The sequence below is a fragment of the Candidatus Planktophila lacus genome (genome assembly GCF_002287925.1).
Lineage (GTDB): Bacteria > Actinomycetota > Actinomycetes > Nanopelagicales > Nanopelagicaceae > Planktophila > Planktophila lacus.
This window is the reverse complement of the sequence record NZ_CP016769.1, coordinates 1,388,450-1,402,289: the sequence shown is the minus strand read 5'-3', so window position 1 is coordinate 1,402,289 and position 13,840 is coordinate 1,388,450. Positions and strand designations below refer to the sequence as shown.

Genomic DNA, 13,840 nt, shown 5'->3' with positions numbered 1-13,840 from the left:
TGTGATTAACGAATTGATGAAAGCGCTTGGTCTTTCTTATCAACTGTCATCGCACCAGTCATGATCGCAACAACATCGTTCATGGTGTGGGTCTTTGGAGTAACAACTGCAGCGCGCTTTCCGAGGCGTTGAACCTGGATGCGATCTGCAACTTCAAATACCTGAGGCATGTTGTGTGAAATCAAGATAACTGGCATACCGCGTTCGCGTAGGGACTCAATGAGTTTAAGAACCTGACGTGATTCACGAACTCCGAGTGCAGCTGTTGGCTCATCAAGGATGATCAACTTCTGACCGAAGGCAGCGGCGCGAGCAACTGCAACAGCCTGACGCTGACCACCTGAAAGTGTTTCAACGGCTTGTGAAATATTCTGGATAGTTCCGATACCAAGAGCAGAGATATGTTCTTTCGCTGCCTTGCGCATTCCAGAGCTATCGATCATACGAAGAACAGATCCCAAGGGACCTGCCTTGCGCATTTCGCGGCCAAGGAAGAGGTTTGATGCGATATCTAAAGCTGGTGCAACAGCAAGTGTCTGATACACAGTTTCGATTCCGGCATGACGTCCATCTTGTGGTCGCTTAAATGACATTTCTTGGCCATCAAGAATGATCTGACCGTGATCAGGAATTTCAGCGCCTGAAAGACATTTAATCAGAGTTGATTTACCAGCACCGTTATCGCCTACTACTGCGAGAACTTCACCAGGAAAGAGCTCAAGGTCTGCGCCATCAAGTGCGATAACGCGACCATAAGCCTTGGTAACTCCAACTGCTTGAAGAACGGGAGCCTTACTCATTTGCGTGCCTTTCTGATCCATTGGTCGACAGAGACAGCGAAGATAATCAGGATTCCGATAGCCATTAGCTGGAAGTAAAGATCCACACCAGCAAGTGTTAGACCGTTACGGAAAACACCCACGATTACCGCTCCGATAAGGGATCCGAAGATTGTGCCGCGGCCACCGAATAGAGATGTACCACCGATAACCACCGCAGTGATCGCATCTAGGTTTAGATCACCACCGGTATTCGGGCTAGCAACGGTTACGCGGCCGATAACGATCCAGGCTGCGAGTGCGAAAGTTAGACCAGCAACTACGTAAACGCTCATGAGAACGCGGTTAACTGAGATACCAGCTAAGCGAGCTGCATCGATGTCATCACCGACTGCGTATACGTGGCGTCCCCATGCTGTGTAACGCAGAGCAAAAGCTAAGACGATATACATAGCGATCATAAAGAGAACACCAGTTGTCACGCGGAATGGTCCGAGATTTACATAGTGTCCAAGAGTAAGAAGGAACGGAGGCATCTCGTTTGCAGGAACAGTTCCCTTGGTGAAGGTAAGCGTGAGTGCAAGGAAGATATTGAAAGTTCCCAAGGTAACGATAAATGGTGGCAATTTAACTTTGGTTACGAGCGCACCGTTAATTGCGCCGGCGAGCATTCCCACCAAAAGTCCCGCAGGGAATGCGATCCAGATTGATAGGCCATCGCCTTCAACTGCCGGAGTGCCTTGTGCAAGTTTTGCCATAGCCATTGAAGAGAAGATCGCGATCGCACCACATGAAAGGTCGATACCCGCGGTAAGAATAATTAAAGTCTGACCAGTTGCAACAGCGCCAACGATCGCTACTTGCTGCAAGATGAGTGAGAAGTTAGATGGTGTTAAGAAGTTTTCATTGAAAAAACTAAAGGTAATTGATGCTACAACAAGCACCATTGTGGAGCTAAGCCACGGATACTTGTGAAGAACCGCCTGCATCTTCTGACTAAACGTTGCGCGGTCCTGGAACTCGGACGCCGCATCGTAGTTTGTCGTCTCTTGACTCACTTTTGGTCCTTTCGAATATTTATTTGAACTGTAACTTACTTTAGCCAAATCTTGAACATTTAAATTGTGTTAAAGAGGGCGACTGCCGAAGCAGCCGCCCTCTTTAAACACTCTTCTTTAGTTATTCACTAAAGAGCTGGGATTAACCCCAAGCGTTTGCTAGACCGTATTCAGTTGTCTCTGATGGAACACCCTCTTGTGGGTCATCAGTAATCAACTTAACGCCGGTGTTGAAGAAGTCAAGGCCTTCTGAAGTAGTTGGCTTTGTACCGTTCTTCACGATGTCGTAGATAGCTTGGACGCCAAGGTCAGCCATCAACAATGGGTACTGCTGTGAAGTTGCGTTGATGCAACCTGACTTAACAGCGTTGATACCAGCGCCGCCACCGTCAACAGAAACCATTACATCGAGCTTGATACCAGCAGCAGCTGCTGCAGCACATGCACCGATTGCTGTTGGCTCGTTGATTGTGTAAACAACGTTGATCTTCTTGTTCTTAGCAAGAAGTTGTTCCATACCTGTACGGCCGCCGTCTTCGTTAGCACCTGTTGCTACGTTTCCAACGATCTCATAGTCGCCGCCTGAGTACTTGCCAGTCTTGGCTTCGTCACCCATCTTGTTTGGATCCTTAACATCAATTCCCATACCTGCAAGGAATCCGTTATCGCGCATGTAGTCAACAGACACAATGCGGTCATCGAAGATGTCTAGAAGTGCAATTGTTGCCTTCTTGCCAGCAAGCTTTGCAGCTGTCCACTGACCGATTAGAAGACCAGCTTCGCGGTTATCTGTTGCGAAAGTGATATCTACGATGTCAGCAGGATCTGGTGCTGTGTCAAGAGCGATGATGTAAAGGCCAGCTTCGCGTGCCTTTGTGATCGCTGCGTTAACTTCTGTTGATACTGGAACGATCAAGATACCAGCGTGCTTTGCAGAGATTGCGTTTTCAATCGCTGTGATCTGTCCTGCGTAATCTGACTCATCTACACCAGATGTAACAGTTAGTTCTACGCCGAGAGTTTCAGCCTTCTCAGTTGCACCCTTGATCATCGCAACGAAGAATGGGTTTGACTGATCTTTAGTAATTAGTGAGACCTTTACAGTGTCTCCGCTTCCGCTGTCGCTATTTGAACATGCAGAAAGCACAAGCATTGACGCTGCGGCTACAGCAACAACTGCTGCAGTGCGGCGTGAGAAAAGCTTTGCCATATGTATTTCCTCCTATAGGTGGGGTCAAGCGATACCGATAGTACATAGCCGCCCACCGCAATAAAAGGGTTTTTGGGCGAAAATTCGATCGTTACCGAACCGTTACGAGCGGCAGAAAAGGGCGTTATAAAGCCGGATTAGCCACGCAGGAGGAGGATCTCAAAGGGGGTGATCGATAGCGGGATATCGCCGATAAGTGGATTTATCTCAGCATATGACCACCAATCCATAATCTGGCTCGCCTTTTCGCACTCATTGGCGTGCAGGCTTTGAATCGATTTGTAGCCGGCCAAAACCTTTGGGGTAATTTCAACAACCCATGGTCGCTGCGAGGCGACAACCATCTTTCGCGATTCACGGTCTTCGAAGGCCACCCACGAACTATCGAGTGAAGTTGCGATTGTAATTTCATGTGCGTGATGCGCACCTAGCGCTGACAATGCATGAAAAGTTGGTGAGAACTTAATTGCAGAACCTTCGTTGTAAATAACACCGTGTTCACCGAAGAGTTCGTGCCATGTTCCCGAATATGCACCGGCGCTCGCAAGTGCAAATACAGAACCTAAAGTCCAAGCGGCAGCAGATAACTCTTTGATCTGTTCTGCCATCCCGGGCTGGGCAAAGTTAATTCGGTTATCCCGCAGGTGTCCGGTCTCAGGATTTCCGCGAGTAGAAAAGGTAATTGGAGAGACTGATACTTGGGGTGCAACAAACTTCTTAGCAAACTCAATCGACTCTTTCTGGGTGTAGAGAGTTTTAAAGATAGTTTCCGGATCAGATGAATGAACTGTCGGGACCATTGAATATGAAACCGCGTCACCGAACTCAAATTTCTCGCGATGTAGATCAACTAAGTAAGCATCGCTGCCAGGAATGTAAGAATTTAAGGTTGTATTCTTTGGTAGATCAGAGCCTTGAACAATTTGACGGCCTTGGCGATGAATCAATAAACGTGAACCTGCCGGAACTCGGGCGCTTAAATGTTCAACTTCTCTAGCTAGTTCGCCACCGTCATTTGATGAGAGCAGTGCGGCTTCAAGGGCAAGGCCGCTCTTACTTATCGTTGCGATCTTTTGGGCAGTTAGCGACTCTTCATTTACGCGGATGTGGTCGATTTCGAGAATAAATAGCGCCTTTTCGAGGTCATCGCTCGGCAGTAAAGGCTCACCATTAAATTGCACGCCAATGCGCGGTAGTGAAGGAATATCTCTTGCAATGATCTTTGATCCATCAGGGATCGAAGTTGCCGGCGGAGTCACTTCAAATTCGACCCGTTGTTCCCATTTCATACCTTTTTCAATTACAAAAGGACGGGGTTCGGCTAACGAACCGCTATAAATTTTGTAGGTGTTATCGGTCCAGTTGCGTTGATCTTCCGCTTCTAAAACCTTGCCAGTTGATATAACTTTTAGCGATCTCTTATCTGGGGCAACGAAGTACATATCGTTGCTGGCAGGAAATAGCCCTTTTGTGACGCCATCGATAACGCGCTGTGGCGAGATCTCTTTAAGTAATGAATAGGTATCTCCGTTGGCGTTAACGGTTGAACCCATCCAGTCGCCAGTGTGTAGACAGAAACAAACACCCCACCGTTGGATTTCAAATTTCCCTAAACCAGTTAGCTGGTAGTCAATTGTAAATTTCCCGTTAGGTTGCAGAGTTAAGACCGTCTTCCCCTGCATCGATCCTGCAAATAAATCAGTAATTGTTATAAGACAATTTTCTCCTGATATCTCAACAACTTCGCTATGTTCATCGGGATCAAGAGTTGACCAATCCCAAGGACGAATTGCGGTGTAGAGCAGATCAATTATTTGCGCGCCTTGATAAGTAACGTTTCTGATAGCAGCGCGTGCGATATCAACTGTAAATCCAGCGTGCTCAACCCGTTGGGTATCCGGCCAGAAATTCTTACTCATCGGGCAGTCATTCCGCCATCGACTGCGTACATTGCACCAGTTGCAAATGAAGATTGATCAGAGACCAACCAATTAACTAAACCAACCAAATCACTTGGCTTACCCATTCGTCCAAGCGGAGTTCGGCGAATTAGATCAGGGCCTTTCTCTGGGTCATCCCAAATCTTCTGAATCAAAGGAGTCGACATAGTTCCGGGAACAACCACATTGGAACGAACGCCTTGCTCTTTGTAATCAACGGCGATGATGCGCGAAAGCCCCATCATTCCGGCTTTAGATGCGCCATAGGCGGTGTAGCCAGCGCCCTCCATCGTCATACCAGTTGGAGAACCGATCAAAACAACTGAACCTCTGCCAGATTGGATAAGGCCGGGCATTGCATGCTTAACCGATAAAAAAGCACCAGTCATATTTATATCAATAGTTTTCTGCCAGGTATCGAGTGAAACTTCTGCAATCTTGGAATCGGCGCCAACCAACTGCACACCTGCACAAACAATTAGCGCATCAATTGTTTTGATAAAAGAGAGAGATGCCTTTACAGAATTCTCATCAGTTAAATCAGTCTTATAAAACTTTGCATCTGAAGGGGCCGGGCTTTGTAGATCCAAGTTATGAACAGTTGCGCCAGATTGGATAAGGCCAGTAATTAAAGCTGAGCCGATACCGCCGCTTCCGCCGGTTACGACAACGTTATAGCCCGTTAACTCCATAGTTAAGATCCTATCGATTTCCGTAAATTAGTAACACTGATCTCTGCCCATTCGTTCTCTAAAGCAACAGTTGCTTCATAACTATCTTGGCGTGGAGTCCAAAGTTCGATAACCGCGGTGATCTCGCGTTTGGTTCCACCTACCGCGGTGATGACTTCAGCGACATCTAATCGACCTTCGCCGAGCGCTGTTCCTCGAACGGTAAATCCCATCTGCCCGTTGGTGCGAACAATTTCAAAATCTTTCAAATGCACATTAATTGCACGAGGTGCCAGCGCCGGAATCACGGTATTGGGCGCTTCGACTGCGCCAAGTGAGTTAACAGTATCTAGACAAATTCCGACCCAATCAGAGCCAACTTGATCAATGATCTCGTTAAATTCTGCGCAGGTTAAGCGATCGTGATTTTCAATCGCTAGCTTGATATTTGCTTCTTTAAATTTAGCTTCGAAAGGTTTAAGTAGTTGAACTATCTCCGGAATTGTGGGTTCGTGGCCTTTGCTATCAATGACAACTCGCAGAATCGGCGAACCCAGTAACTGTGCGATACGTAGAAAATTCTCAATGTTCTCGCTTTTGATTCCGCGAGTTCCAATTTCTATTGATATTCCATAACTAACTGCTTGCGCCTTTAACTTAAGAAGTTCGGCCTCTGCAAGCCCGCCAATCGGCAAATTATCGGCGATCTGCAATACATCAGCCTTTAAATTGTGGGCGCGCTCCAAAAGTTCAAAGGCGCTCATCGCAACTGGATAGTCAGGCTCGATCCCGCCGATCGCCCAGGGAAAGGTGAAACTGGATATACCGAGTTTCATCTACTTACTTATCTCCGCCAGTTATCTGCTTAACGCTAGCGAGAACATTCTCGGGCTTAAAGATGGCATCCCAATCATCGCGAAAGAGCGAACCTTGAGCGTTCTTTAGCGCCATAAGTGCGCCATCAGATAACTTCCAATTTAACTCTTCAAACAAGAGCGCGATGCTGATCTGCAAATGGCCCATGCAGAAATCTTTGGCAGCAGCTTCAGGAACGCCAAGATCAATAACCTTTTGCAAACCTTGAGTAATTACTTCGACGCAGCCGTTAATTAGAGTTTCGCTAAGCGCCGGCTCAAGAAGTGCCATCTGCTGAACGGTAATACGGTGGCTTGCGCTAATTGGTGCAAACATTTCAGTTGCAATTGTTTCGACGAGATCTGCTTCTTCTTCAGTTCCCCAGGCAATTGCAAACACCAAGGCTTGAGTTGCAAGTCCGCCACCCCAGTAGTCACGACGCGCTGCAGGATCTGTTTCGCCGAGCAAACTAAATACCGGTGGATGAGTCGGATGGCAGACGAAGCAACTGATATCTGCGCGATGCTTAACGCGATCTGCAGCAATTGCTGCAGGGTCAAGGAAGAGAATCTTTGTACCAGGATCTAACTTTGGAACAACTTCATCAGAAATTTGGCGTACCAAAGCATCAGGAGTTGTAAAGATAACTACATCAGTTCCTTTAAGGGCATCATCTAATTCCATAACTGTATTTCCGGCTTCGCGGATTCGCGCTTGGCCAGCCTCAGATTTTTCTACGAAGCGAAGCTCGTACTTCTTTGTATCAAGAAGTGGCTGGGTAACACGATTACCCATTTTGCCGCCGGCGCCTAAAATCGTAATGACAGTCATGAAAACTCCTTATTAATTGGTAACAGTTAACTTTTTCAACTCTAGCAGCAGAGATTAGCCCTGCGGTAGGCTCTGCGAGTGCCAGATTTAACTAGCGATCTAAGTAATAAATATGTAATAGGCGTTGATTACGGAACGCTTTCTGGTCGCGCTTTATTGGTGCGCGTCTCTGATGGCGCCGAAATTGCAACAGCGGTTTATGAATACCCACACGCTGTAATAGAGGAGAAACTCCCAACATCCGGTGCAAAGTTGCCACCTGATTGGGCGCTACAAGTTCCATCTGATTATGTTGATGTTTTAAAAGTTACCGTTCCTGCAGTTCTTAAGGAATCTGGAATCGATCCTAAATCTGTTATCGGGATAACCACAGATTTCACAGCTTGCACAGTTCTTCCAGTAAAGAGCGATGGAACCCCACTCTGCGAACTTCCAGAATTTTCTAAGAACCCACATGCCTTCGTTAAATTGTGGAAGCACCATTCTGCGCAGCCACATGCCGATCGCATAAATGAACTTGCACATGCGCGCAAAGAACCTTGGATCTCTCGCTATGGCGGCAAAATTTCTTCGGAATGGGAATTTGCTAAAGCGCTACAAGTTTTAGAAGAAGCACCTGAAATTTATCAAGCGATGGATAAATGGGTAGAAGCAGCCGATTGGATCATCTGGCAACTCTGCGGCAAGTATGTGCGCAATATCTGCACCGCAGGATATAAAGGTATTTATCAAGATGGAAAGTATCCAACCAAAGAATATTTAGCGGCGCTCAATCCAAAGTTTGAAAACTTTATCGCGGAAAAATTAGAGCATGAACTCGGCGCTCTAGGTGCATGGGCTGGAACGCTAACCGCTGAAGCTTCAAAGTGGACCGGTCTTCCTGAAGGAATTGCAGTTGCAGTTGGCAACGTAGATGCACATGTAACTTCTGCCGCGGCAAACGCTGTTAACCCAGGACAGATGGTTGCGATCATGGGAACTTCTACTTGCCACGTAATGGTCTCTGAAAAATTTGCCGAAGTACCGGGCATGTGCGGCGTAGTCGATGGTGGAATTATTGATGGCGCACTTGGTTACGAAGCGGGCCAATCAGGTGTGGGAGATATCTTCGGATGGTTTGCTAATAACTATGCACCGGCTGAATACACCGCAGCTGCAGCCGCAAAAGGCGTTGATATACATACCTATCTATCTCAACTAGCTAGCGCGCAACCAGTTGGCGCACACGGGCTAGTTGCCTTGGATTGGCAGAGCGGCAACCGCTCAACTCTGGTTGATCACCAACTATCTGGATTGATTATGGGTTTAACTCTTTCCACCAAGCCAGAAGAGATCTATCGCGCAATCGTTGAATCAACGGCATATGGTGCGCGCAAAATTGTGCAGACCTTTAATGAATCCGGCGTGCCAGTTAAAGAATTTATCGCCGCTGGCGGGCTCATTAAAAATAGTTTCGTTATGCAGATCTATGCTGATGTTTTAAATATGCCAATAACGATTATTAAATCTGCCCAAGGTCCAGCGCTTGGTTCGGCAATTCACGCAGCTGTTGCCGCAGGTGCATATAAAGATGTACAAACTGCCGCTGCTGCGATGGGCGGAGTAGCCGATGAGCGTTATCAGCCAAATCCTGCAAACGCCAAGGTCTATAACGATCTTTACAAGCACTACAACGATCTTTATGAAAGCTTCGGCCACAACGGCGCGATGCATTCACTTCGTGCGATCCGAGATCGTGCGCTCACATCTACGGAAGGAAAGTAATGAGTTCCAAGAAAGAGTTGCGTGTAAAAGTCTGCAAATTAAATATTGATCTACAGCGTTACGGATTAGTTGCTTGGACCGCCGGCAATGTCTCAGAGCGAATGTCAGATGGCAAACGTTTTATGATTAAACCAAGTGGAGTTAGTTACGAAGATTTGAAACCTTCGCAGATGATAATTTGTGATCTTGATGGAAATGTTCTAGAAGGTGAACTTTCACCATCGAGTGATACCCACACCCATGCTTATATTTATCGTCATATGAAAGATGTGGGCGGAGTTGTACACACTCACTCAAATTACGCTGCTGCGTGGAGCGCGGTTCACAGCGCAATTCCATGTGCCCTAACTGCAATGGCTGACGAGTTTGGTGGCGAAATCCCTCTCGGTCCATTTGCACTTATCGGCAACGATGCAATTGGCAAAGGCGTTGTTGAAACCCTTACAGGACACCGTTCTTCCGCGGTAATAATGAAGAACCATGGCGTATTTTCGATTGGTAAAGATGCAACTGCAGCTGTTAAATCAGCGGTGATGTGTGAAGATGTTGCAAAGACAACCTGGATTGCGAAATCACTTGGGACCTTGCAGTTAATTGATCAAGAGAGCGTCGATAAGTTGTTTGACCGCTATCAAAATATCTATGGCCAACGCGGTAAATAAGCCTAGCCAAATAAGAATTTCAGTTGTAGCAAGGGTTGTGGGAGAATTTTCCAATGGCCAACGATGAGCGCTTAACGCTATCCGTCGACTGCGGTGGACTCTTTCTAAAGAGTTGCGTACTCGATGAGTCAGGCACAATGCACTCAAAGCCAAGTCGAATTGAAACTCCTTACCCGCTTTCACCAGATCGCTTTATCGAAACCATTAAGGGAATCGCCGATTCACTTCCATCGGCATACCGTGCAACCGTTGGTATGCCCGGAATGATCCGTCATGGCGTTGTTATCTCGACACCGCATTACATGACTAAATCTGGTCCACGCACAAAGATCGATCCAGAACTCCAAGAACAGTGGAGCGGATTTGATATGCAAAACGCACTAACTAAAAAGTTAGAGATGCCAACTCGCGTTTTAAATGATGCTGAAGTTCATGGCGCCGGAATTATCTCGGGCTCTGGTTATGAAGTTGTGATCACGCTTGGAACTGGACTTGGCTTTGCAATTTTCTACGGTGGATCACTCTCACCACACATTGAGTTTTCACATGCGCCAGTTCGTCGCGCAACTACTTATGACACATGGATCGGCGAACACGAACGTCGTCGCCTCGGAAATGCATTCTGGTCACGTCGCATTCGCGCTATGGTCGATGAACTTCGCCCAGTGTTTATGTGGGATCGCCTTTATATCGGTGGCGGTAATGCGCGCTGTATTCGCCAAGCAGATTTAGATCGTATGGGCGATGAGGTAGTTATCGTTCCAAATGCAGCAGGAGTAGCCGGCGGTGTTCGCGCCTGGACTCTTGAGCAATATAAGTAGCTAACTTCTTAACTTAAGTATTCCTGCAGCGATTCCCGCGAACTGCGCGGCACCTGTTGCGCCAGCTTCTGTGGCATCAGAGACTTTATAACTTCCAAATTGTTTCTTCTTGGCGCTGGCAATCATTGGATTTTTTACCCAACCACCGGCGATAACTACCTCTGTAGCAGGTCCGGTGAACTTTTCAATTAGAGAGACCATCTTTGCTGACTCATCAACGAGATGTTCAGCAGTTGCTCGAAAGAGCGCGGCAGGTGAGACGGCATCATCGAGATTAGTGACAGAGAGACCGTGATAATCATTGTTAACACTCAGCGCACTAGCCTTTGGATCGATTTTCAGTGCTGCTTCACCAAGTGCAATCTTCTCGTCGCGCGTTGAAACGCCAACCAGCGAACAAACTCTTTCTAGAGTTAGGCCAGTTGGCAGTGCACCAAGCAAGGTGAAGTGATCTGCAATAACCGAAGCGCTTAATCCAACATTAGCCGCCGCTAATTCAGCAATCGCATCTCGAGATAACGGCTTCTTAAATGTGCGTAGTAAAGCCTCAGCGGTTCCCATCGAATCAACGAGCGATCCTTCATTTATAGCACCACAGTAATACGCTGCAGTGAAATGATCATGTCCAGCAATAGTAATGACTGCGCCACGCAAAACCTCTGGGGCATCGTTACTAACAATTCCAATTGGTTCGCCTGCAACAACTAAACGAGCTAAGAAATCTTCTCCACCGCCAACTAGCGCCATTGCTTCACGCCAAGGCGCACGCGCTTCGACATCGTAGAAACCAGTTCTGCTTACTAGTGAAAGTTCATTTACCAAATCTGCACCAAGGCAGTAAGCAACCCATTCTGGCGCCGAGAGAAAGTGTTTGGCTTTGCGAGTTTCGGGGTATTCCTGATTTAGCCAGAGCGTTTTTGAAATCGATGCAATTTCATTTAATAGCGCACCAGCGCGCGCTCTAAATTCGTAATCGCCAAGTTCCTTAATGATTGGTTCAGTTAAGCCGCGCGGATCGTGCCACGCTAAACCAGGTGCCAGTGGCTTACCAGCACCATCAATCAAAACTCCGGTTTCGCTAAAGCCGGTGAAACCAATTGCTGCGACTTTCCCACCAGCAAGTTCTGCCGCTTTCGCTGCAACTGCGGTGACCGTCTTAGCCAAGAGCAACATATCTATATCGCTAGCGTTTTTCTCATGGCGCCAAGGAGTTGGCTCGGCATATTCAGCGATTACCTTTAAATCAAAATCTGTTGCAACTGCCTTGATTCGAGAAGTGCCGATATCTACACCGATCAAAATTTGTTGAGACATTTTAATCGTGACGCTTACGGCGCAACTCGCGCCAGTTCTGCAAGTGGTGGGCGACAGACAACCGCGTTCGCTCCACTGAAAGCAAAAGCACCAGCGCTATGTGGAATCACAATGGCATCGCCTTTAGTTATAGCCATTTCTGGTGCGCTAGCGAATGAAATTGATCCTGATCCATCTAAGACAAGTGCGACAGCAAAGCCAGCTGGGAAATCACCAGAACCAGGCGCTAAATGCGCTCGGAAGTAGCCATCTGATTTCAGAGGCAGAACCGAACGAAGCGCCCCACCCGAAAAGACGTTATGAGTAATTAGTGAATCAAATTCAGAATCAGATAGCGGATCAAGCATCAACGCATCAGTAACAATTTCAAAACCTAAACCGAGATGACCATCTTTGATTCCATCTACTGCAAAGCCTTCCCATTCAAGGAGCGCAGATAAATCAGTTGGCTCTTGTAGTTCTAAAACAAATATTCCGGCATCAATTGCATGAGCCACACCTGCTGGCACCAATACCGCATCGCCAACTTGAACTTCAGTGCGACGAAGTGATGCAAGAAGAGCCGCAGAATCTTGCGCGCGAACCAATTTAAGTAGATCTTCTTTATTCTGTTTCTGTGCGAATCCGAGTCCAACTCCAGAACCGGTTGGCGCTTCCAAGATAATCCACGCTTCAGTTTTTCCATGATCTAAACCGAGATGAGTTTTCGCAAAGGCTTTATTTGGATGGTAATGAACTGGAAGGCGCTGATCTGGATCTAGTAATTTAATTAAAATTTCTGTACTTAAGCCAAAGTTCTTTACGTGATCTGCGCCCAACCAACCATCAGAATCGTTCTTGATTGCATCGCGTAGCAAAGTGCCGTCACTTAAACGTGAAAGACCTTGCTCTGCTTCACCAAAACGAGTTGTGATCGAACCGATCCACTCTTCAGGACGCATTGGTCCTCCGGGGCCGTGACGTAAGGCGCCGATTCGATTGCCACCGCGATAAAAGTGATCAAATTGATTAGAAGGTAGCTTGGAAGGGGTGGTTGAACTCTGTGACATGGTTCTAGACTACTTGCAGAGTTAATGAAATTACCAGCGAAAATGGAGCCACTTAATGTCTGATGTATCAATTCGCCTAAAGCGCTTATTTAACAATGGCCGCTGCTTCGATATCGCAGTTGACCATGGCTTCTTTGGTGAAGGAACATTCCTTGCAGGCATTGAAGATATGGGCGCTGCAGTTAATACCTTGATCGATGCTGCACCTGATGCGATTCAATTGACCCTAGGGCAAGCCAAGCACCTACAAAACAATCCGAAACCAAATAAACCGGCGCTGGTGTTGCGCACAGATGTTGCAAACGTTTATGGCAAGGTGATTCCGGATCATCTCTTTAGTATTTTGCTTGAAGATGCGGTGCTGCAGGCAGTGCGTCTTGATGCCGCGATTGTGGTTGTGAACCTACTTGATCTGCCGGGCCGCCCCGAACTTCGCGATTCTTGTATTCGCAACATCATGACTCTTAAGGCGCAGTGCGAGCATTACGGAATGCCGCTAATGGTTGAGCCTCTAGTTATGAAGGATGCCACAACCGGCGGATACACATCAGATGGTGAGCTTGAAAAAGTTGTCCCACTTGTGCGCCAGGCAATTGAATTAGGTGCAGATGTAATTAAGGCAGATCCAACAGATATCGCAGCGGATTATCACCACGTTATTCAAACCGCTGGATCAGTACCAGTTCTAGTTCGCGGTGGCGGACGTGTCTCTGATGAGGAACTGCTAAATCGCACCGCCGAAGTTCTAAAGCAGGGTGCTGCCGGAATTGTTTATGGTCGAAATATCATCGCTCATCCAAAACCAGCGAAGATGACACAAGCGTTGATGGCGATGCTACATAAAGGCACTTCAGCACAAGATGCGCTAAAGATTGTCTCTGCTTGA

Annotated in this window: 13 protein-coding genes; 4 read left to right on the top strand and 9 right to left on the bottom strand. The window is 47.2% G+C overall.

Features of this window, described 5'->3' with window-relative positions:
• Positions 1-5 precede the first annotated feature (5 nt).
• From A1s21148_RS07120 to A1s21148_RS07090, 7 genes are all read right to left on the bottom strand, one after another.
• Positions 6-800 carry an ATP-binding cassette domain-containing protein gene (locus A1s21148_RS07120; RefSeq protein ID WP_095671713.1) on the bottom strand — a complete coding sequence of 265 codons (795 nt, stop codon included), beginning with the start codon at positions 798-800 and terminating at the stop codon, positions 6-8.
• The gene (locus A1s21148_RS07115; RefSeq protein WP_095671712.1) at positions 797-1,768 is read right to left on the bottom strand and encodes an ABC transporter permease; all 972 of its coding nucleotides are present in this window, start codon (positions 1,766-1,768) and stop codon (positions 797-799) included. Before A1s21148_RS07115 ends, A1s21148_RS07120 begins: the two co-directional genes overlap by 4 nt.
• A gap of 211 nt (positions 1,769-1,979) precedes the next feature.
• The gene (locus A1s21148_RS07110) at positions 1,980-3,047 is read right to left on the bottom strand and encodes a substrate-binding domain-containing protein (protein WP_095671711.1); all 1,068 of its coding nucleotides are present in this window, start codon (positions 3,045-3,047) and stop codon (positions 1,980-1,982) included.
• A 137-nt stretch (positions 3,048-3,184) separates the two neighbouring features.
• Complete coding sequence (locus A1s21148_RS07105) at positions 3,185-4,966, bottom strand: D-apionate lactonase family protein (RefSeq protein ID WP_095671710.1); 1,782 nt, start codon at positions 4,964-4,966, stop codon at positions 3,185-3,187.
• The gene (locus A1s21148_RS07100; RefSeq protein ID WP_095671709.1) at positions 4,963-5,679 is read right to left on the bottom strand and encodes an SDR family NAD(P)-dependent oxidoreductase; all 717 of its coding nucleotides are present in this window, start codon (positions 5,677-5,679) and stop codon (positions 4,963-4,965) included. Before A1s21148_RS07100 ends, A1s21148_RS07105 begins: the two co-directional genes overlap by 4 nt.
• 2 nt (positions 5,680-5,681) lie before the next feature.
• Positions 5,682-6,494, bottom strand: coding sequence for a sugar phosphate isomerase/epimerase family protein (locus tag A1s21148_RS07095; RefSeq protein ID WP_095671708.1), 813 nt, complete (start codon positions 6,492-6,494; stop codon positions 5,682-5,684).
• A 4-nt stretch (positions 6,495-6,498) separates the two neighbouring features.
• Positions 6,499-7,344 (bottom strand): phosphogluconate dehydrogenase C-terminal domain-containing protein, encoded by an 846-nt coding sequence (locus A1s21148_RS07090; protein WP_095671707.1) that lies wholly within the window; start codon positions 7,342-7,344, stop codon positions 6,499-6,501.
• Positions 7,345-7,422: 78 nt separating this feature from the next.
• Between A1s21148_RS07090 and araB the strand changes: the two genes are divergently transcribed.
• From araB to A1s21148_RS07075, 3 genes are read left to right on the top strand one after another with little or no spacing between them, the layout of a single operon-like run.
• On the top strand, positions 7,423-9,108 hold the full coding sequence (gene araB / locus A1s21148_RS07085) for a ribulokinase (protein WP_095671706.1): 1,686 nt from the start codon (positions 7,423-7,425) through the stop codon (positions 9,106-9,108).
• Positions 9,108-9,770, top strand: a complete 663-nt coding sequence (locus tag A1s21148_RS07080; protein ID WP_095671705.1) for an L-ribulose-5-phosphate 4-epimerase — start codon at positions 9,108-9,110, stop codon at positions 9,768-9,770. The genes araB and A1s21148_RS07080 overlap by 1 nt, the downstream gene beginning before the upstream one ends.
• Positions 9,771-9,823: 53 nt before the next feature.
• Positions 9,824-10,591, top strand: a complete 768-nt coding sequence (locus tag A1s21148_RS07075; protein ID WP_095671704.1) for an ROK family protein — start codon at positions 9,824-9,826, stop codon at positions 10,589-10,591.
• Here the strand turns inward: A1s21148_RS07075 and A1s21148_RS07070 are convergent, their stop codons facing one another.
• Positions 10,592-11,905, bottom strand: a complete 1,314-nt coding sequence (locus A1s21148_RS07070) for an FGGY-family carbohydrate kinase (protein ID WP_095671703.1) — start codon at positions 11,903-11,905, stop codon at positions 10,592-10,594.
• 14 nt (positions 11,906-11,919) lie between these two features.
• Entirely contained in the window at positions 11,920-12,954 is a 1,035-nt protein-coding gene (locus A1s21148_RS07065) for a phosphoheptose isomerase (RefSeq protein WP_095671702.1), read from the bottom strand.
• Positions 12,955-13,009: 55 nt separating this feature from the next.
• Between A1s21148_RS07065 and A1s21148_RS07060 the strand changes: the two genes are divergently transcribed.
• Positions 13,010-13,840, top strand: a complete 831-nt coding sequence (locus tag A1s21148_RS07060) for a class I fructose-bisphosphate aldolase (protein WP_095671701.1) — start codon at positions 13,010-13,012, stop codon at positions 13,838-13,840.

Excerpts from the sequence above, each read along its gene's own strand:
- A1s21148_RS07070 (WP_095671703.1), bottom strand. The coding sequence starts at position 11,905 with ATGTCTCAACAAATTTTGATCGGTGTAGATATCGGCACTTCTCGAATC.
- A1s21148_RS07075 (WP_095671704.1), top strand. The coding sequence starts at position 9,824 with ATGGCCAACGATGAGCGCTTAACGCTATCCGTCGACTGCGGTGGACTC.
- A1s21148_RS07065 (WP_095671702.1), bottom strand. The coding sequence starts at position 12,954 with ATGTCACAGAGTTCAACCACCCCTTCCAAGCTACCTTCTAATCAATTT.
- A1s21148_RS07060 (WP_095671701.1), top strand. The coding sequence starts at position 13,010 with ATGTCTGATGTATCAATTCGCCTAAAGCGCTTATTTAACAATGGCCGC.
- A1s21148_RS07090 (WP_095671707.1), bottom strand. The coding sequence starts at position 7,344 with ATGACTGTCATTACGATTTTAGGCGCCGGCGGCAAAATGGGTAATCGT.
- A1s21148_RS07100 (WP_095671709.1), bottom strand. The coding sequence starts at position 5,679 with ATGGAGTTAACGGGCTATAACGTTGTCGTAACCGGCGGAAGCGGCGGT.
- A1s21148_RS07110 (WP_095671711.1), bottom strand. The coding sequence starts at position 3,047 with ATGGCAAAGCTTTTCTCACGCCGCACTGCAGCAGTTGTTGCTGTAGCC.
- A1s21148_RS07115 (WP_095671712.1), bottom strand. The coding sequence starts at position 1,768 with ATGCAGGCGGTTCTTCACAAGTATCCGTGGCTTAGCTCCACAATGGTG.
- A1s21148_RS07080 (WP_095671705.1), top strand. The coding sequence starts at position 9,108 with ATGAGTTCCAAGAAAGAGTTGCGTGTAAAAGTCTGCAAATTAAATATT.
- A1s21148_RS07120 (WP_095671713.1), bottom strand. The coding sequence starts at position 800 with ATGAGTAAGGCTCCCGTTCTTCAAGCAGTTGGAGTTACCAAGGCTTAT.
- A1s21148_RS07105 (WP_095671710.1), bottom strand. The coding sequence starts at position 4,966 with ATGAGTAAGAATTTCTGGCCGGATACCCAACGGGTTGAGCACGCTGGA.
- A1s21148_RS07095 (WP_095671708.1), bottom strand. The coding sequence starts at position 6,494 with ATGAAACTCGGTATATCCAGTTTCACCTTTCCCTGGGCGATCGGCGGG.